The 18325-nt window shown below is 71.4% G+C and carries 16 protein-coding genes and 1 pseudogene; 8 read left to right on the top strand and 9 right to left on the bottom strand.

The annotated features are described in order from the left end of the window. The first annotated feature begins 131 nt into the window (after positions 1-131). The 3 genes from AC3AGO_RS35190 (at position 132) to AC3AGO_RS35180 (ending at position 2995) form a co-directional block, all read left to right on the top strand. Complete coding sequence (locus tag AC3AGO_RS35190; protein WP_487824368.1) at positions 132-815, top strand: TetR/AcrR family transcriptional regulator; 684 nt, start codon at positions 132-134, stop codon at positions 813-815. Between the two features lie 95 nt (positions 816-910). After that, positions 911-1270 (top strand): 5-carboxymethyl-2-hydroxymuconate Delta-isomerase, encoded by a 360-nt coding sequence (locus tag AC3AGO_RS35185; protein WP_487824367.1) that lies wholly within the window; start codon positions 911-913, stop codon positions 1268-1270. A gap of 162 nt (positions 1271-1432) precedes the next feature. Beyond that, positions 1433-2995 carry a hypothetical protein gene (locus tag AC3AGO_RS35180; RefSeq protein WP_487824366.1) on the top strand — a complete coding sequence of 521 codons (1563 nt, stop codon included), beginning with the start codon at positions 1433-1435 and terminating at the stop codon, positions 2993-2995. An 18-nt stretch (positions 2996-3013) separates the two neighbouring features. On the opposite strand, the gene AC3AGO_RS35175 is transcribed toward AC3AGO_RS35180, so the two are convergent. The 3 genes and pseudogenes from AC3AGO_RS35175 to AC3AGO_RS35165 all read right to left on the bottom strand — a co-directional run bounded on the left by AC3AGO_RS35175 (position 3014) and on the right by AC3AGO_RS35165 (position 5374). Beyond that, positions 3014-4048 (bottom strand): zinc-dependent alcohol dehydrogenase family protein, encoded by a 1035-nt coding sequence (locus AC3AGO_RS35175; RefSeq protein ID WP_487824916.1) that lies wholly within the window; start codon positions 4046-4048, stop codon positions 3014-3016. 142 nt (positions 4049-4190) lie between these two features. Continuing rightward, positions 4191-4385 (bottom strand): annotated as a pseudogene (locus AC3AGO_RS35170) (DUF6891 domain-containing protein); the annotation flags it as partial. Between the two features lie 44 nt (positions 4386-4429). Next, complete coding sequence (locus AC3AGO_RS35165; RefSeq protein ID WP_487824365.1) at positions 4430-5374, bottom strand: alpha/beta hydrolase family protein; 945 nt, start codon at positions 5372-5374, stop codon at positions 4430-4432. 145 nt (positions 5375-5519) lie between these two features. Here AC3AGO_RS35165 and AC3AGO_RS35160 point away from each other — a divergent pair, with 145 nt between their 5' ends. After that, positions 5520-6107 (top strand): TetR/AcrR family transcriptional regulator, encoded by a 588-nt coding sequence (locus AC3AGO_RS35160; protein WP_487824364.1) that lies wholly within the window; start codon positions 5520-5522, stop codon positions 6105-6107. Positions 6108-6219: 112 nt separating this feature from the next. Here the strand turns inward: AC3AGO_RS35160 and AC3AGO_RS35155 are convergent, their stop codons facing one another. Together AC3AGO_RS35155 and AC3AGO_RS35150 are read right to left on the bottom strand one after the other, a co-directional pair. Further along, positions 6220-7458 (bottom strand): cytochrome P450, encoded by a 1239-nt coding sequence (locus tag AC3AGO_RS35155; RefSeq protein WP_487824363.1) that lies wholly within the window; start codon positions 7456-7458, stop codon positions 6220-6222. 150 nt (positions 7459-7608) lie between these two features. Next, a complete protein-coding gene (locus AC3AGO_RS35150) occupies positions 7609-8256 on the bottom strand; it encodes a TetR/AcrR family transcriptional regulator (protein WP_487824362.1) in 648 nt (215 codons plus the stop codon). Between the two features lie 228 nt (positions 8257-8484). Here AC3AGO_RS35150 and AC3AGO_RS35145 point away from each other — a divergent pair, with 228 nt between their 5' ends. The 4 genes from AC3AGO_RS35145 (at position 8485) to AC3AGO_RS35130 (ending at position 12768) form a co-directional block, all read left to right on the top strand. After that, on the top strand, positions 8485-9207 hold the full coding sequence (locus AC3AGO_RS35145) for a GntR family transcriptional regulator (RefSeq protein WP_487824361.1): 723 nt from the start codon (positions 8485-8487) through the stop codon (positions 9205-9207). Beyond that, positions 9204-10202, top strand: a complete 999-nt coding sequence (locus tag AC3AGO_RS35140) for an ADP-ribosylglycohydrolase family protein (protein ID WP_487824360.1) — start codon at positions 9204-9206, stop codon at positions 10200-10202. Before AC3AGO_RS35145 ends, AC3AGO_RS35140 begins: the two co-directional genes overlap by 4 nt. A gap of 83 nt (positions 10203-10285) precedes the next feature. Then, on the top strand, positions 10286-11803 hold the full coding sequence (locus tag AC3AGO_RS35135) for a purine-cytosine permease family protein (RefSeq protein ID WP_487824359.1): 1518 nt from the start codon (positions 10286-10288) through the stop codon (positions 11801-11803). Continuing rightward, positions 11800-12768 (top strand): PfkB family carbohydrate kinase, encoded by a 969-nt coding sequence (locus tag AC3AGO_RS35130; RefSeq protein ID WP_487824358.1) that lies wholly within the window; start codon positions 11800-11802, stop codon positions 12766-12768. Before AC3AGO_RS35135 ends, AC3AGO_RS35130 begins: the two co-directional genes overlap by 4 nt. Positions 12769-12820: 52 nt before the next feature. Here AC3AGO_RS35130 and AC3AGO_RS35125 read toward each other — a convergent pair whose 3' ends face one another. The 4 genes from AC3AGO_RS35125 to AC3AGO_RS35110 all read right to left on the bottom strand — a co-directional run bounded on the left by AC3AGO_RS35125 (position 12821) and on the right by AC3AGO_RS35110 (position 18056). Further along, on the bottom strand, positions 12821-13621 hold the full coding sequence (locus AC3AGO_RS35125; RefSeq protein ID WP_487824357.1) for a helix-turn-helix domain-containing protein: 801 nt from the start codon (positions 13619-13621) through the stop codon (positions 12821-12823). Positions 13622-13782: 161 nt separating this feature from the next. Beyond that, positions 13783-15420 (bottom strand): FAD-dependent oxidoreductase, encoded by a 1638-nt coding sequence (locus tag AC3AGO_RS35120; protein ID WP_487824356.1) that lies wholly within the window; start codon positions 15418-15420, stop codon positions 13783-13785. 82 nt (positions 15421-15502) lie between these two features. Continuing rightward, positions 15503-16462: an AurF N-oxygenase family protein gene (locus tag AC3AGO_RS35115; RefSeq protein WP_487824355.1), complete on the bottom strand. Its 960-nt coding sequence runs from the start codon at positions 16460-16462 to the stop codon at positions 15503-15505. A gap of 67 nt (positions 16463-16529) precedes the next feature. Further along, positions 16530-18056, bottom strand: coding sequence for a flavin-containing monooxygenase (locus AC3AGO_RS35110; protein ID WP_487824354.1), 1527 nt, complete (start codon positions 18054-18056; stop codon positions 16530-16532). Positions 18057-18325 lie beyond the last annotated feature (269 nt).

Here is an 18325-nt window from a genome sequence, read left to right as displayed (position 1 = left end):
ACTCCGCGTGGCGCTCCGAGAGGCTCGCCCCCGTGTCACCCGGGAGCCGTAGCCGCAGGTCAGGCACCTGGACGGCGCGTAAATTGGGCACATGTAAAATTTTGCGCGGCCGACAGGAGAGGAGCCGGACCATGGCACGTCAGGGGCAGGAGAGCGGGGCGGCTCGCGGCCGGGGCCGGCCGCGCACCGGCGAGGAACTCGATCCCGGCCCCCTGCTGGTGGCCGCCCTGGACGCCTTCGCGGAGACCGGCTACGACGGCACGTCGGTCCGTGCGCTCAGCCGTCGACTGGGCATCAGCCACGCGCTGTTCACCGCACGCTTCGGCTCCAAGGAGCAGCTGTGGTACGCGGCCATGGAGCACGCCCTGACCCACGCGGAACGCGTGTGGCAAGAGGCCGCGGAGAGCCCGGAGGCCGACGACCTGGAGGCCCTGCGGCAGGGCATCGTCCGTCAGGTCCTGTTCGCCGCCACGTACCCCCAGGTCGTCAGGATCATGAACCACGAGGGCGCCGTCGACAGCCCACGCATCCGCTTCGTCGTCGAACGGTTCATCAATCCGCTGCGCCCCGGCGTCGAGCGTCTCCTCGACCGCCTGGTCGCCGCCGGCCGGATCCGCCCCCTCCCCTACGCCACGCTCCACTACCTGGTCACCAATGGAGGCTGCGGCCAGTTCGCCCTTTCCGTGGAGGCGCGGCTGCTCGGAGCCGACGTTCCGCGCACTCCGGCCGAGCTGCGGGAGCACGCCGAGACCGTCGCCGACATCCTCCTGACGGGGATCACCGTCCAGCCCGCCCGGGCCGAACCGCCACAGTGACGCCACACACCGGGCCGTTACGGGAGGGGCCCTGCTCCGGTGCCGGACGCCGCGCGCGAGAATAGTTGTAGTCACCACTATTCACCGGAGCCCGCATGCCGCACATCACCGTCGACTACTCCGCACACCTGGAGGACGTCTTCGACCGGCACGCCTTCGTACAGCAGCTGCATCCCCTCGTCGTCGAGACGGCGGATTCGACCGGCGTGTGCAAGACGTTCGTACGCCCCGCCGCGGAGACGTACATCGGCGACACCGAGGCCGGACAGGCCTCGTTCGTCCACGTGGAGATCGGGCTGCTGCCCGGCCGCGACGCCGGACTGCACGACCGGCTGTCCGAAGCCGTACTCGCCCTGCTGGACAAGCACCTCTCCCCCGACCCCACGGCGCGCCGCGTCCACTCCGTGGAGGTACGCAGCCTGGCCCCCTCGTACGCGCTGTCCGTCGATCCCTAAAGGTGGATCCCTGGAGGTGGATCCCTAGAGGTGGATCCCTAGAGGCTGCGCTGAAGCGGCCCCGCGGTCCCTGTCGGCCAACACCCGCTGTGGCATGGACTGTTGAAGAGAGTGTCCGTACGGTCGCCGGGTTCGCCGCTTGCCTGCCGGAGGGTGACCGTCGTGTCCAGCAGACCGCTGTGCTCCACCACGCCCGTGCTCGCGCTGCTCGTCGCCACCCTTCTCGCCCCTGCCGTCCCCGCTCAGGCGCGGGAGGTGCCGCGCGCGCCGGGGCACCGGCTGGTCGAGCAGTACAGCGGGGCGCCCGCCGCGGCGCGGCCCGTACCGGGCGAGAAGCCGCCGCAGAATCCGTATCTGGCGCCCAACGGGCGCAGCGGCATGCATGGTGACGGGGCGTCGAGCGACACCCACCCGTACTCCGGGCCGCTCGGTCGTACGCCGCAGGTGCGCAGTGCGGCGATGGCGGCGGTGGGCGGGGAGTGCGCGACGCTGACGTTCGACCGGGGCGGGCGCATCGTGACGGTGTGCGGTACGTTCCAGGGCTTCCGGGTGAAGCTGCTGGCACCGCGGACCATGCGGACGCTGGCCGAGTACCGGCTGCCACAGCGGCCGTCGACCGTGGAGGCCGTCTCCCGGCTCGACTTCTCGAAGATCTTCAAGGACACGTCCGGGGGCGCGTACGCCTATCTCGACCACGAGGACCGGCTCGTGCTCGCCGACTCACGGCAGCACATCCTTCGGCTGACGCACAGTCAGGACGCCGACGGTACCTGGCGGTTCCACCGCGACGCGGACTGGGACCTCACTGCGCACGTGCCGCACGACTGCGTGTCCTGGACGAATCTGTACCCGCGCGGCAGCTGCGATCCGGTCACCTCCGTCGCACCCGACTGGCAGGGGCGTATCTGGTGGGTGACGCGCAAGGGCCGTATCGGCACGGTCGATCCGGGCACAGGGATCGTCCGCGCCACCAGGCTGCGCGGGGAGGAGATCCAGAACTCCTTCTCCACCGGGCCCGAGGGCGTCTCGATCGTCTCCGACCACGCCCTCTACCGGTTCGGTACGGACAGCGACGGGCGTCCGGTGGTGCGCTGGCGCACGCCGTACGACCGGGGTACGCGGTCCAAGCCCGGTTCGGTGAGCCAGGGTTCGGGCACCACGCCAACGCTGCTCGGCGCCGGCGGCAAGGGCTATGTGGCCATCACCGACAACGCCGACGACCGGATGCGCGTCGAGGTGCGCCGGCGGGACACCGGCCGTCTCGTGTGCCGGGTTCCTGTCTTCGGGCACGGCGCCTCAACCACCGACAACTCCCTCATCGGCTGGGGCGACAGCCTCGTGGTCGAGAACAACTACGGCTACGAGAACCCGGGTTCACTGCCGTTCGGCAAGAGCGTGCCCGGCGGGGTGACCCGGATCGACGTACGCCGGGACGGCAGCGGCTGCGACCGGGTGTGGACGAGCCCCGTCAAGGCGCCCTCCAGCGTCGCGAAACTGTCCACCGGCAACGGGCTGCTGTACTTCTACACCAAGGAACCGGACCGGCGCGGCGTCGACGCCTGGTACCTCACGGCAGTCGACCACCGCACCGGCAAGGCCCGCTGGAAGCAGCTCACCGGCACCGGCCCGTTCTACGACAACAACTGGGCGCCCATCACCATCGGCCCGGACGGCACCGCGTACGCCGGTGTGTTCAACGGCCTGGTCTCCGTCCGGGACCGGTGAAGGGCGGCCGGGGCGGCGTCAGTTCGTCCAGGGGCTGATGACGGTGACGCCGCGCGGGGAGGCGGTCCCCATCGCTGCCAGCGCCGCCGGGGTCTCATCGAGGGTGAGGGTGCCCTCCAGCAGCAGGTCGGGGCGCAGCACCCCGGCGTTCACAAGTTCCAGCATCCGCGGATAGGCGTGGGCGGCCATGCCGTGACTGCCGAGGATCTCCAACTCCCAGGCGACGGCGCGGTCCATCGCCACCGGCACGGGCCCGGGCAGCAGCCCCACCTGTACGTGCCGGCCCCGCCGTCGCAGCCCGGCGACCGACGCGGCGCAGGTGCCCGCCGAGCCGAGAGCGTCCAGCGAGAGGTGCGCGCCGCCGCCCGTCGCCTCGATCACGCCCTCGGCGGCGTCGCCCTGGGAAGCGTCCACAACAGCGGCGGCGCCCAACTCCCGTGCCAGGTCCAGGGCTTGGGGCGAGATGTCGACGGCGACGACGCGGGCCCCGCACGCCGCGGCGACCATGACGGCGGACAGGCCCACTCCCCCGCAGCCGTGCACCGCCACCCATTCACCGGCGGCCACCCGGCCCTGGTCGGCGACGGCACGGAAGGCGGTGGCGAAGCGGCAGCCCAGCGACGCGGCGGTGGCGTACGACATGCCGTCGGGGATCGCGACGAGATTCACGTCGGCGTGATGCAGGGCCACGTACTCGGCGAAGGAGCCCCAGTGCGTGAACCCGGGCTGCTCCTGCCGCTCGCACACCTGGTGATCGCCGGCGACGCACGCGGCGCAGCGTCCGCAGGCGCAGATGAAGGGGACGGTGACGCGGTCGCCGGGCTTCCACTCATGTACGTCGGGGCCGACTGCCTCGATACGTCCGGCCAGTTCGTGCCCGGGTACGTTCGGGGCTGTCACGCCGTCGTCGTGGCCCTGCCAGGCGTGCCAGTCACTGCGGCACAGGCCCGTGGCCTCCACCCGTACGACCACTCCGTCACGCGGCGGCGAGGGCTCCGCCACCTCCCGCACCTCGGGAACCCGTCCGAACTCCTCGTACACCACCGCACGCACCCTGACCGCTTCCTTCCACACCACTCGGCTCACGCCCGACACCCGGCGCACACACCGCACGCCGACTGCCATCCTCCCTGGTCCGGGACCTGACGGCGCATCCGGGCCCCAGTCTCGTCGACCGCGGACCGCCGGACAGCCGCTAGCCGATCAGGCGACGGCGCCAGTCCAGCGGGGTGACTCCGATCGGGCGGCCAGGGTCACCGTCCCACTCCGCACGGAGGCCGACCGTTTCGAGGGCGGACACGACCTCGTGGCCGATGGCCGTGGTGGTCTCGGCCGAGTCGTCGAAGCCGCCGAAGTGGAGCATCAGGCCGGCGCCGGCCGCACACCCCTCGGACACCTCGACGGATGGTCACCCTTGGCCTCTTGCCGCGGAGGTCACTTGGATTCGATGCGGCCCAACGGGGCTTCGCTGTGGGCCAGTTCCCGCTGAACCGCCGTCCAGCCCGCGTCCTCGACGCCGAGGGCGTGGCGGAGGTAGGCCCAGGTGACCCGCTGGAGGAGGGCGACACGGTCGGGGTTCTCGTCCGTGGTCTCCTGGACCTCGTAGCCGGCGATCCCGCCGAGGGAGTGCTCCGCCCCGTACAGGGTGAGCAGGCTCTTCTCGCCCGGGCTCAGGACGTACGGGTCGGCCATCCACTCCGGCCCCCTGACCGTGAGCGGGGAATCGTCCTTGTCCCCGGCGACCACGAGGGCCGGTGTGGTCATGTGCGAGAAGTCCGGGTTCATGAACGGGAAGTGCTCGGCTGCGAACGCCGACAGATCGGCTCCGCCCGTACCGGCGGTGGCGAGCAGCACGCCTGCCCGGACCCGCGCGTCGGACAGGTCCTCTCCCTCCCCGCCGGCCGGATCATTGACGCGGAGCCCCAGCAGGTTGCCCGCCGTCTGGCCGCCGACGGAGTGCCCGGCCACTGCGATGCGGCCGCGGTCGAGGCGCCCTTCGAGGCCGGGGACGGCGGCTTCCAGCACGTCGAGCCGGTCGAGGACGCGGATGAGGTCCTCGACGCGGAACCGCCAGATCCGCGGCGTACGGGGATCGTCCTGCGGCAGGCCCACTGTCCTGGAGTCGAGATGGGTGGGCTGGATGACCGCGAAGCCGTGGGCGGCCCAGAAGTCGGCCAGCGGGCCGTAACCGTTGAGCGAGGAGCCGAAGCCGTGCGAGAGGACCACGACCGGCAGTTCGCTTCCGGTCGTCGGCGCGGAGACCTTCACCTGCAGGTCCTCGCCCCGGCCCGGCGCCTCCAGTACGACGGCCCGCACCGAGACGACGGGCGTGGGTTCGGGAACGACCAGGTGTGTGGCCGCTGCGTCTGATGCGTTCATGGGGGGGTCTTCCTTCCAGCTGACACGTGGGCGCAGGTTGGTTCCCGGCTCCCGGCCTGCCACCATGGACAACCGGGACACCGTCCCGTTTCGAATATACGGGACACTGTCCCGCTTAGTGCGGCGGCAGCGAAGGAGACATCCGGTGAGCGGCAGCGAGCGGAGCGCGGAACGGCCGGCCAGGCCCAAACGGGCGGACGCGCGACGCAACGAGGAAGTGCTGCTCGACGCGGCAGCGGCGGTCTTCGTCGTCTCGGGCGTGGAGGCACCGATGCGCGACATCGCAGCCGAGGCAGGCGTCGGCACTGCCACGATCTACCGGCACTTCCCGACGCGCGCCGACCTCATCGTCGCCGTCTACCGGCATCAGGTCGAAGCCCTCGCCGAGGCGGGCCCTCGCCTGCTGGTGGACAGCGCGAGCCCGTACGCGGCCCTCGGGCAGTGGATCGACCTCTTCGTCGACTTCGTCGTCACCAAACAGGGGCTCGCCACCGTGCTGCAGTCCGACGACCCCTGCTTCGACCCGCTGCACTCCTACTTCCTCGAACGGCTCGTACCCGTATGCGGCCAACTGCTCGACGCCGCGGCCGATTCGGGCGAGATCCGTTCCGGCATGGATGCGTACGAGCTCATGCGCGGCGTCGGGGGCCTGTGCGCCGGCGCCGGCAGCTCCCGCTACGACGCGCGTCGCCTCGTGGGGCTCCTCGTCGCGGGGCTGCGGCACTCGGACTGACACGTGCGGCAGCCGAACCCGCGGTGTCCGGGCGGCGCGCAGGAGACGCGACCGCTGAGAGCGTCGCTCAACTCGCCCTGTTCACGCACGTCTTGCCGGGACCGCGCTTCACCTACCAGGTGACGGGGAGTTCGTGGACGCCGTAGATGACGGCGTCGTGTTTGAAGGGGACCTGGTCCAGGCCGGTTGCGGCGCGGAGGGTGGGGACGCGGCGGAAGAGGGTGGGGTAGAGGATCTGGAGCTCCATGCGGGCCAGGGGCTGGCCGACGCAGTGGTGGGTGCCGGCGCCGAAGGCCAGGTGGGCGCGGGCGTCGCGGGTGATGTCCAGGGTGTCGGGTTCTTCGAAGACCTCGGGGTCCCGGTTGGCGAGCTCGCTGAGGAGGATGACGCCCTCCCCCGCACGGATCGTCTGCCCGGCGATGCCGATGTCCTCCAGCGCTGTCCTGCGACGCCCGAGGTGGACGATGGAGAGGTAGCGCAGCAGCTCCTCCACCGCGGCGGTGATCACCTTGGGGTCGTCGGTGTCGCGGATGACGGCCAGTTGGTCCGGGTTCTCCAGCAGCAGGAGCGTGCCCAGGGTGATCATGTTGGCGGTGGTCTCGTGCCCGCCGAGGAGCAGAAGGACGCCCATACTGGCCGCCTGACGGCGGGTCAGCTCCCCGGCCTCGATGCGACGGCCGAGCTGGGAGAGCAGGTCGTCGCCCGGGTCGGCGGTCTTCTTGCCGACGAGGTCGTCGAGGTAGCCGGCGAGGTTGGCGTGGGCGGTCTGCCGGGCCTCGGCGGTGGCCACGGAGGAGACGATGGTCTTGCTGTTGGCCTGGAAGAACTCGTGGTCCTCGTAGGGCACGCCGAGCAGTTCGGAGATGACGAGGGACGGCAGGGGCAGGGCGAGCGCCTGGACCAGGTCGGCGGGTTTGGGGCCCGCGAGCATGGTGTCGAGGAAGTCGTCGGTCATCTTCTGCACGGCGGGGCGCAGTGCCTCGATTCGTTTGACGGTGAAGGCACCGCTCACCATGCGCCGCAGCCGGGCGTGTTCGGGGTCGTCCATGCCGACGAAGCTCATGTCCGTCTTGCCGCCGCGCGCCTTCGCGGGGTCGACCGGGCTGGGGAAGCCGGGGTGGGAGAAGTCGGCACTGAGCCGGGGGTCGCCCAGCAGGGTCTTCTGTTCCGCGTGGCTGGTCACCACCCAGGGGGTGCTCTCTCCCCAGGAGCGGACCCGGGAGACCGGCCCGCGCGCCGGGAGGGCGCGCATGCCGGGCGAGACGCCGAACGGGCAGCCGGCGGCACGGGGGTGGGGGAATGCGGGCAGGCCGTCGGCGGGGTTGGCGTCCGCCTGGGGTGCGGTGCTCATGCTCGTTGCTTCCCTTCAGTAGGGGGTGACCCGGCTCGGTAGGGGGTGACCCGGCTCGGTACGGGGCAGGGCGGGGCGGTACGGGACAGCTCGGTACGGGTCGGCGCGGCCCTCACGCGTGGCCCGCCCCCTCACGCGCACCGCGCCCCCTCACCCGCGAGCCGACGTGACCGGGGCGGTGAGCAGGCCGACGATGGCGTCGGTCAGCGCGTCGGCGGTGCGTTCCCAGGTCTCGTGCAGCAGGCCGGCGTGCTCGGCGAGGGCCCGCTCCCGTTCCGCGCACATGTGGGTGATCACGTTGCGGGCCATGGCACCGCGTTCGACGCGCACCTCGGGCGGCACACCGTCCAGGCAGCGGCCGAGGCCGTCGAGGATCTGCCGCAAGTACAGGCGGGCGCACGCCTCTTCGGAGACCAGGGCACTCATGGCGGGATCGGTCATGACCTGGACGGTCATGCGGGCGTTCCAGGAGGGGGTGCCGAGCGCGGCCAGGTGTTCCGTGACGGGCCGGACCAGGGCGCCGGCCCAGCCTCGGAGGTCTTCGCTGTCGCCGAGGGCGCTCACGTACTGGCCGCGGAGCCGGTCGGTCTGTTCGCCGCGCCACGTCATGATCGCGCGGACCAGTTCGGTCCTGCTGCCGAAGTGGTAGCCGACGACGGCGTTGTTGCGCTGTCCCGCCGCCTCGGCAATCTGCCGGTGGGAGACGGCGGCCGGCCCGTGCTCGGCGAAGAGGCGTTCCGCCGCGGCCATGATGGCTTCCCGCGTTCCGGCCGTACGGTCCTTCTGAGCAGTGGTCATGGCAGTCACCAGCTCTGTACTCGGGGTCCTTCTCCGTGACGGCCGGACGGGCCGCGCCTGCCCGGTGAGTGAACACCCTGCCCGGGAATTAAGTCAAACGATTGACTTAAAGACGAGGCCCGCAGTCGGCCCGCAGTCGGCCCGCGATAAGCCCGCAGCCGGCCCACGACCACACTCGTGAACTGCTACCCCTGGACCTGTCCAGTCCTGTCTGCTTACAGTTCATACATGCCTGGACAGGTTCACAAGCATCAGCGCATCGCCAGGGTGCTCGCCGACGAGATCAGAGCCGGCGTGCACACCACAGGAGAGCGGCTGCCCGGGGAGCACGTACTCACCGAGCGGTTCGGCGTGAGCCGTACGACGCTGCGGCAGGCACTCCAGGCCCTCGGCGAGCAGGGGCTCATCGCGACGCACCCCGGCATAGGGTCGTTCGTCACCTTCGACGGGGCGCCGCTGGACAACCGGCTCGGCTGGACACGCGCCCTGGCGGGACAGTCGACGGAGCTGGCCACCGACGTACTGCGGTTCGAGATCATCGCGGATCCGGCCCTCGCGGCCGAACTCGGCACCGGACAGGACGAGTTCATCGCGCTCGACCGGGTGCGGCGGATCGCGGAGGACGGCAGGGGCGTCTCGCTGGAACACAGCCGGGTGCCCGCCGTCGGCACGCTCGCCGACCTTCCCGAGCGGGGCCTCACCGAGGGCTCCCTCAACAAGACCCTGCTCGCGGCCGGGCGGATCTCCCAGTCCGGCGAGGGCCTGGTCTCGATGCGCGGGCTGGACGAGGAGGAGGCCACGGTGATGCACCGCTCCCCCGGCGAGCCGTTCCTGCGGCTGGCCCAGGTGTACCGGGCCGCCGACGGGACCGTGGTCGAACAGGTCACGAGCCTCCTCGACCCCGCCAGGTTCCAACTGCACGTCCGCTCGGGGCGAGGAGATCACCCATGACCACCGATCCGTCCACCCTCGACCGCGCGCTCGGCGCGTTCCACGGCCTCGCCCTCGGCGACGCGCTCGGCATGCCCACCCAGGTGATGTCCCGGCGCGACGTCGTACGCGCGTACGGGACGCTGACCGGCTTCGCGCCGGCGGGGCCCGACAATCCGGTGAGCGCGGGGATGCCCGCCGGGTCCGTCACCGACGACACCGAACAGGCCGTCCTCGTCGCCAAGTTGCTGGTGGAAGGCCGCGGGCACATCGATCCGCTGCGGCTCGCGCACGAACTCCTCGACTGGGAGAAGGAGATGCGGGCCAAGGGTTCCCTGGACCTGCTCGGCCCCTCCACCAAGGCGGCACTCGACGCGGTGGCCGCCGGTGTGCCGCCCGAGGAGGCCGGAAAGCACGGTGCGACCAACGGCGCGGCCATGCGGGTCACTCCGGTCGGCATCGCCTTCCCCGCGGACTCCCCCGCGTTCCTGGACCGGGTCGTGGAATCCTGCCAGGTCACCCACGACACGACGCTGGGCATCGCCGGTGCGGCCGCCGTCGCCGCGGCCGTGAGCGCCGGGGTCGGCGGCGGCACCCTGGAGGAGGCCGTGGCCGCGGCCATACAGGCCGCCCGGGCCGGTGCCGAACGCGGCCACTGGATCGCGGGCGCCGACATCGCCTCCCGTATCGCCTGGGCGTCCGAGCTGGTCAGGGGCATCCCGGAAACGGACGCCCTGGACCTGGTGAGTTCGCTGGTGGGGACGAGCGTGGCCAGCCAGGAGTCCGTACCTGCCGCCTTCGCCGTGCTCTCCGTCGCCGGCGGCGACCCGTGGCGCAGCAGCCTGCTCGCGGCGAACCTCGGCGGCGACAGCGACACCATCGGCGCGATCGCGGGAGCGGTCGCCGGCTCCGTCGCCGGCCTCGCCTCGCTGCCCGCCGACGCCGTCTCAACACTCCGTACCGTCAATGGACTTGAGCTGGAGCCCCTCACGGAGCGCCTGCTCGCGCTGCGCTGACCGCGCACCCCACTGCTCCGGCGGCGCCTTCCGCGCCGGCCGGCCGGCATCTCATCCCTCCGCAGACGCAAGGAGGTTCCGCCATGACCGGTTCAACGACGAACGATCAAGCGGGTACTCAAGGACAGGTCGGCGCCATCGAGACACGGGGCATCGAACCGGTCCCCGACAGCGAGCGCCACGGCCACGCGAGCCAGATGTTCTGGACCTGGTTCGCGGCGAACATCTCGATCCTCGGGCTGCCGCTCGGCGCGACCCTCATCGCGTTCCGCGGCCTGAACATCTGGCAGGCGGTCCTCGTCGCCGTGCTCGGCTCGGTCGGGTCGTTCGCGCTGGTGGGAGTGCTCAGCCTGGCCGGCAAGAAGGGCGGCGCGCCGGCGCTGACGCTGTCCCGCGCCGTGTTCGGGCAGCGGGGCAACGCAGGGCCCACGCTGATCAGTTGGCTCAGCCGGATCGGCTGGGAGACGATCTCGACGACGACCGCGGCGTACGCGCTGCTCGCTCTGCTGCGCTGGGTGTTCGGCTGGCGCCAGAACACCGTGCTGACGCTGCTGTGTCTGCTGGTCTTCATCGGCTGCACCCTGCTGATCAGCGGTCTCGGACACGCCACCATCATGTGGATCAACAAGTGGGCGACGGTCGCCTTCGGGGTGCTGAACCTCGTGGTGATGGGCTTCCTCGTCGCCACCGTCGACTGGACCAAGGTGCTGGGCGCCGACGCCGGCCCGGTGAGCGGCGTCGTCGCGGGGATCGGCTTCATCGCGGCCGGTACGGGCATCGGCTGGGCCAACGCCGGTGCGGACTACGCCCGTTACCTGCCCCGCAGCATTCCCGGCAGCCGGCTGGTGACCGCCTCCGCGTTCGGCGCGGGCATCCCGCTGGTGCTGCTGATCTCGCTGGGGTCGCTGCTGTCGGCCGGTGACGAGACGCTGGCGCAGGCGTCCGACCCGGTGGCGGCGATCAACGCCATGCTGCCGTCGTGGATGGCCGTCCCCTATCTCATCGCGGCCTTCGGCGGACTGCTGATGTCCAATCACCTCTCCACGTACTCGGCGGGGTTGACGATGCTGACGCTGGGGCTGCGGGTTCCGCGGTATCTCGCGGTGGCGCTGGACGTCCTGCTGATGTTCCTCGGCGGCATCTACTTCATGCTGATCGCGAAGGACTTCTACGGTCCGTTCTCGACGTTCCTGACGCTGCTCGCGGTGCCCATCTCGGCCTGGGTCGGGGTGATCCTGGTGGACTCGGTGCGGGGCCGTACGTACGACAACGAGGCGCTCATGGACACGGGCCGCACCAGCCGCTACTGGTTCACGGGCGGCTTCGGTCTGCGGGCGTTCCTCGCGTGGCTGGCCGCGATCGTGTTGGGGCTGCTGTTCACGCAGGCGGCGACCAGCGCGGACGACGTGTGGTTCACGGGTCCGTGGGCGCACACCTGGCTCGGTACGAACGGGCTGGGCTGGGCCGTCGCCATGGCGGTGGGCGCGCTGGTGTACGCGGTGTGCGGCCGGGAGAAGGAGCCGGAGCCGGTCCGTACGGGCGGGGAACCGGCGGCCGGGACCGCGCCCGGTGGCGCCGAGACGGTGGAGGCGAAGCAGTGAGCGGGCGGCTGTTCCTGGCGGGCAACGTGATCGCCGATCTGGTGATCGAGGTGCCCGCGCTGCCCGAGCGCGGCGGCGACGTGGTGGGCACCCGTACGGAGCTGACGGCCGGCGGCGGCTTCAACACCCTTGCGGCAGCAGGGCGGTTGGGGGCCGAGACGGTGTTCGCCGGGCTGCACGGTACGGGCCCGTACGGGGATCTGGTGCGTGAGGCGCTCGCCTCGGAGGGTGTCCGTACGCTGCTGCCGGCCCGTACGGACGGCGACACGGGCTTCACGGTGGCGCTGGTGGACGCGGGCGGCGAGCGGACGTTCGTGACGAGCTTCGGCGTCGACGCCCGGATGACCCCGGCCGAGGCGGAGCAGATCGCGGCGGACGTAAGTACCGGCGACATGGTCCAACTCTCCGGCTACGGGCTGGTGATGCCCGTCAACGGCCCGCTGCTGTCCTCCCTCGCGGCGGACCTGCCGGCCGGGGTGACGGTGTGTCTCGACCCGGCACCGCTGGTTGCCGATATCCCCGCCGAGGTGCTCGATCCGGTGCTGGCCCGTACGGACTGGCTCAGCGCGAACGCGCGCGAGGCGGCCCTCATGTCGGGCGAGTCCGAGCCGGGCCGGGCGGCCGCCGCGCTGCGGGGCCGGCTCGGGCCGGCGGCGGGCGTGCTGGTCCGGGCGGACAAGGACGGGTGCTGGCTGGCGCCGCCGGACGGTTCGGCGCCGGTGCATGTGCCGGGCTTCCCGGTGGAGGCCGTGGACAGCAGCGGTGCGGGCGACGCCCATGTGGGCGCGTTCCTCGCCCTGTTGGGCGAGGGCGCGGATCCGTACGCCGCGGCCCGTACGGCCAACGCCGCCGCGGCGTACGCGGTCGCCCGCCGCGGCCCGGCGACAGCCCCGACCCGCACGGAACTCCTCGCGTTCGTACGGGAGATGGCGGCCGATGACGTCGTGGCGGCACTGGAGGGCTGACCGTCTGCCCTGGCGCCGTACGTGCTGTCGCCGTGTGCGCCGTCCTGGTGCGTCACTGGGGCTTCCCTTCGGTGCTGTCGGTCAGCGCGCCCGGCGTGCATCCGGCGAACGCCAGTACGTCGCGGTGCAGATGGGACTGGTCGGCGTAGCCGCAGGCGATCGCTGTTTCCGTGAGGTCCTTGCCGGCGAGGAGGCGTCGGGCCGCATGGTCGAACCGGACGAGCATCGCGGCGCGCTTCGGGGTGAGACCGAGCTGGGCGTGGAACCGGGACCACAGCCGTTTGCGGCTCCACCCGCAGGAAGCGGCGAGGTCGCCGACCCGCGTGCGGCCGCGGTGGGCGAGGATGTGCTCCCAGCTGGCGGCCACTTCGGGGTCGATGGACGGTGACTTCGCGCAGCGGCGCACCAGGAACTCGTCCATCAGCGCGAAGCGTTGCGGGCCCGCGGCGGTGGCGGCCAGTCGCTCCCGCAGCCGTACCGCTTGCCGTCCCCAGATGTCCTCCAAGTCCGCGACGACGCCGGTCAGTTCGGCCAGCGAGGCGCCCAGTACGGCGGGGGCGACCGTCGGGGACAGGTGCAGCTCCAGGCAGTCGACTCGCTCGCTGCGGATGCGCGTGGGCCCGGGGAACAGGGCGGCGACGAGACTCCCGAGTCTCTGCCGCCCTGCGGTGCCGTCGACCGTCAGCATGGCGTCCTCGAACCCGATGACGACGGTCACGACGGGCTGCGGCAGGACCCGCATGTCCAGCCCGGTGCCCTGAAGGTCGCGGAATCCCGCCATGTCGACGCCGGCTGCCCGTACGCCGCCGGCAGGCACGGTCACCTCCCAGCCGGCCTCGGCCTCACGCCCCACGGGACCCCCCGGATGTCGTACCGCTGACGGCTGTTGACCGCGCCGGCGCCGTGGTGGCCGCGGCGCATACCCCCACTGTCGCCGAGGGCGGGGCCGGCCGTCTTGGACGAATGTTCCCGGCGGCTCAGGGAGCCCCGGAGGCGCACCTCGTCCCGGAGACGTCAGGGAGTGACAGGGCGCAGCTGCCGTCCCGCGGGCGTGGTGTCGGCGGCGTCCAACAGGGCTTCACGGGTGGGGAGTTTGACGCGGGGACGGCCCTGGAGCGCGCCTGCTTCGCGTTCGGCGCGGTCGATGGTCTGCCACTCGTCGAGGCCGAGGGCGTTCTGCGTGGTGAAGGTGGGGGCGGTGCCGTGGGGCGGGGCAGGCGGGGTCAACTCGCCTGCGGCGAAGTCGTCGAGGAGGGCTTCGACCGTCTCCTGCGAGCACGTCTTGTTGGTCCCGATGAAGCCGGTGGGCCCGCGCTTGATCCAGCCGGCGACGTAGACGCCGGGGGCGACGCGGCCGCCCTCGTGCGCCACGGTGCCGGTGGTCTCGTCGAAGGGCAGGCCCGGGACGGGCCGGCCACGGTAGCCCACCGAGCGCAGTACGAGCCCGGTTTCGAGGGTCTCGGTGTCGCCGGTGGGCGTTGCCCGTACGGTGCCGTCACCGTCGGTGTGCAGGGTCGTGCGGGTGACTTCCAGGCCCTCGACACGGTCGGTACCCAGGATGCGTACCGGCGCGGTCGTGAAGCGCAGGACGATGCGCCGCCGCCCCGGAACGGGCTTCCTCGCGGCGAGTTCGGCCAGCAGCCGGACGCGCGGCGAGTCGTCCGCGAGATCCTCCGGCCACCCCTCGACGAGCACGTCGATGTCGTCGAGAGCGGACAGGGCGAGCAGTTCGGGCAGCGTGAAGGAGGCTTCCGCCGGGCCGCGCCGGCCGAGGACGGTCACCTCGCGGATGCGGCTCGCGCGCAGGGCTGCCAGTGCGCCGTCGGCGATGTCCGTACGGGCCAGGGTCCCGGGGTCGGCGGTGAGGATGCGGGCCACGTCCAGGGCGACGTTGCCGTTGCCGATGACGACGGCCCGTTCGCTCTCCAGGCCGTGCGCGGCGTCCTGGTGGTCGGGGTGGCCGTTGTACCAGGCGATGAGGTCGGTGGCGGAGGTGCTGCCGGGCAGGTCCTCTCCCCCGATCCCCAGCCGCCGGTCCGTCGAGGCGCCCACCGCGTAGATCACGGCGTGGTAGTCGCGGGCCAGATCCTCGTGGTGGACGTCCGTGCCGATGCCGACGTTGAGACGGTAGGTGAAGCCGGGCTGGTTCTCGATGGCCTCGAAGAGCTTGGTGACCTGTTTGGTGTCCTGGTGGTCGGGGGCGACTCCCGCCCGTACGAGCCCGTACGGGGTGGGCAGCCGGTCGAAGACGTCCACCGTCACACCGGGGTGGGTCAGCAGTTCGTCCGCCGCGTACAGCCCGGCCGGGCCCGCGCCGACGACCGCGACCCTCAACGGGCCCTCGGGAAGGCGGCGTTGGGGCGCGACGAGGGCCAGCGGGGTGCGGTCCGGGTGCGGATTGTCCTCGTAGTAGGCCGCGTTGAGGTCGAGGAAGGGCTGCTCGGCGGCGGTGAGCAGGGTGTGCGGCTTCAGCGCGTCGACGGGGCAGGCCGTGGTGCACGCTCCGCAGTCCACGCAGGTGCGCGGGTCGACGTAGAGCATCTCGGCCTGCGCGAAGCCGGGTTCGCCCGGTGCGGGGTGGATGCAGTTGACGGGGCAGGCCAGGACGCAGGACGCGTCGGCGCAACAGGAGCGGGTGACGACGTAGGGCATCGCGGGGTCCCGGGGTCGAGGAGGCGTCGGGAAGGTCTCGGGCGAAGAGGGAGGCGTCGGGGAGGGCTCAGGCGGAGAGAACTCAGGCCGAGAGGGAGGCGGGCTGGCCGCGGTAGCGGGAGGGGCGGCCGTCGATGCGCAGCAGCTTCCACACGCGCCGCGAGACGGGATTCATCAGGCCGGTGTCCTCCGCGAGCATCCGCACGTCCGCGAACAGGTCACGCAGCATCTTGCGGCCCTCGGGGCTCTTCCAGAAGATGTCCCGGATCACCCAGCGGGGTACGCCCATCTGCTCGGTGAGCCGCTTGTTCGGGATCATGATGACGTCGCCCAGGGTCCGCATCACCACCGGATACGCGACCGACAGCGTGCCCTTGCGCAGCTTGCCCAGACCGGGTGTCTTCTGCCGCAGGAATTCGTGCGCGAAGGAGATGTGCCGGGCCTCCTCCGCGATGTGGATCTGCATGATGCGCCGCAGCAGCGGGTGCTGGTCGGCGCCCGAGCGCAGAATCGCCTTCTGTACGTGGTCGATCGGCTCCTCGCCGGCCAGCACACCGGTGAAGAAGACCTCCGGCCACAGTGAGCCGGCCAGCGGCAGGAAGCGGCTCAGTACGCGGAAGGCGGGCCGCCCGCCCGGTGCGTCGCAGCCGGAGCGGTTCACGAACTCCTGGAACATCTGCGTGTGATGGGTCTCCTCCGTGCACTCGTGGGTGAGGTAGCGGAACTCCCGTTTCCCGTTGGGCAGGCTGAAGAGATAGTCCATCGCGCCGCGGATGAGGACGTTCTCGAACTGCATCCCCACCTTGGTGATGTTGGCCATCCGCCACAGGCCGATCTCGATCTGCCGCTCCAGCGGCTGCTGTTGATACCACGGGTGGCCGCCCAGCGGATCGACCTCGGGCAGCACCCAGCGCGGGTCCTCCAACTGGACGGCCCAGTCCGGGTTGTCCCAGTCGATGTCCTCGAACGCGTCGAAGTGGGTGTGCACCGAACCCTCGGAGAGAGTCTGGAGCACCTCGTCGTACGTCTGCTGCCTGCTCATCGCGGACCTCGATTCCGTCGGGGCGGCTGGGGTTGTGCGGTGTGCCGGTGCGGGCGGGGCGGGGCCTTCAGGCCGTACGGGCCGGCGCGTCCGCCTCTTCCTGGGCGGAAGGGGAACCCGTCGACGCGGCCGGCGTACGGCTGAAGCGCAGTGCCGGGTCGTCGAGCCGGGAGCGTCGCAGGGCCCGCCGGTCCCGGTAGTAGTTGTTGAAGATCTTCCAGGGGGCGCGGGTGCCCTGACGGGGCATCACGGCGTCCCCGCGCTGGATGTAGCCGGAGCTCAGCGAGTCGCCCATCGCCGACTCCTGCGCCCGGTCCTCCTCGCCTGCGACCGGAGTGACCCGGGTGTAGCCCTTCTCCCGCATATGGGCCACGAGCCGGCTGATGTAGCCGGAGGCCAGGTCGGCCTTGAGCGTCCAGGACGCGTTGGTGTAGCCGAGGATGATCGCCAGGTTGGGGATGCCGTCGAGCATCACGCCCCGGTAGACCACGTGGTCGCGGGTGTTCACCGGGCGCCCGTCGACCTCCAGTTGGGCCCCGCCGGCGATCTGCACCTGGAGTCCTGTGGCGGTCACGATGATGTCCGCCGGGATCTCCTCCCCGGACGTGAGCCGGATGCCCGTCTCGGTGAACGTCTCGATGTGCTCGGTGACGATCGACGCGTCGCCCTTCCGCAGCACCTTGAACAGATCGCCGCCCGGCACCACGCACAGCCGCTGGTCCCAGGGCTTGTAGGAAGGCGTGAAGTGCCGCATGTCGATGTCCGGGCCGACCTGCGCCCGTACGCCCGCCAGCAGCACCTTGCGCATGACGGTGGGTGCCGCGCGGCAGGCGGCGTACAGGCCGCGCTGCATCGCGATGTTGCGCGCCCGGCCCAGCCGGTGGACCGGCCCGGGCGGCACGCCCACCGCGCGCAGCACGCGCGAGAGCGGGTCGTGGCGGGGCAGCGTCATGACGTAGCCGGGCGAGCGCTGCAGCATGGTGATGTGCGCGGTGTCCTCCGCCATCGCGGGTACGAGGGTGACGGCAGTGGCGCCACTGCCGATGACGACGACGCGCTTGCCCTTGTAGTCGAGGTCCTCGGGCCAGTGCTGCGGGTGGACGAGCGTTCCCGTGAAGCGCTCCTCGCCCGGGAAGCCGGGCCGGTAGCCCTGGTCGTAGTCGTAGTAACCGGTGGCGTTCACAAGGAAGTTGCTCGTGTACGTCTCGGACTCGCCGGTGCTCTCGTCCCGCGCCTCGACGGTCCACAGCCCGGCCTCGCTCGACCAGCTCGCCCGTACCGCCTTGCGCCCGAAGCGGATGTGCTCGGTGACGCCGTGCTCTTCGGCGGTCTCCTGTACGTATCCGCGGATGCTCGGCCCGTCGGCGAGGATCTGCGTGCCGTGCCAGGCGCGGAACCGGTATCCGAAGGTGTACATGTCCGAGTCCGAGCGGATCCCCGGATAACGGAACAGGTCCCAGGTCCCGCCGATCCTGCTCCGCCGCTCCAGGATCGCGTACGTGGCGCCGGGGTTCTCCTCGACCAGATGGCAGGCGGCGCTGATGCCGGACAGGCCCGCGCCGAGAATCATCACGTCGACGTGCCGCTGCGTCATGCCGTCTCTCCCTCTGGTTCGTGTGTCGTGTACGTCTGCGTCGGTTGGCATGCCGTGGTGCGTGTACCTCATGCCGGTGCCGGTGTTGCCTGCGTACGTGTCCGGCGGCGCCGTCCTCAACGCCCGCCGACCCGCGGCCGGTTGACGCCCCGGAGGCGACTCGCTCGCGCCCTGGGGGTTACCCGAGGTAGCCCCAAGTTAAATGCGACAGCGTGTTTCAGATATCGCCCTGCGAGGTGACCTACATCACTCACCTCCCTCGGTCCGAC

Source organism: Streptomyces sp. BL1 (assembly GCF_057628045.1).
Note: the sequence above shows the minus strand (reverse complement) of the source record. Positions and strands in the feature narration are given on the sequence as shown.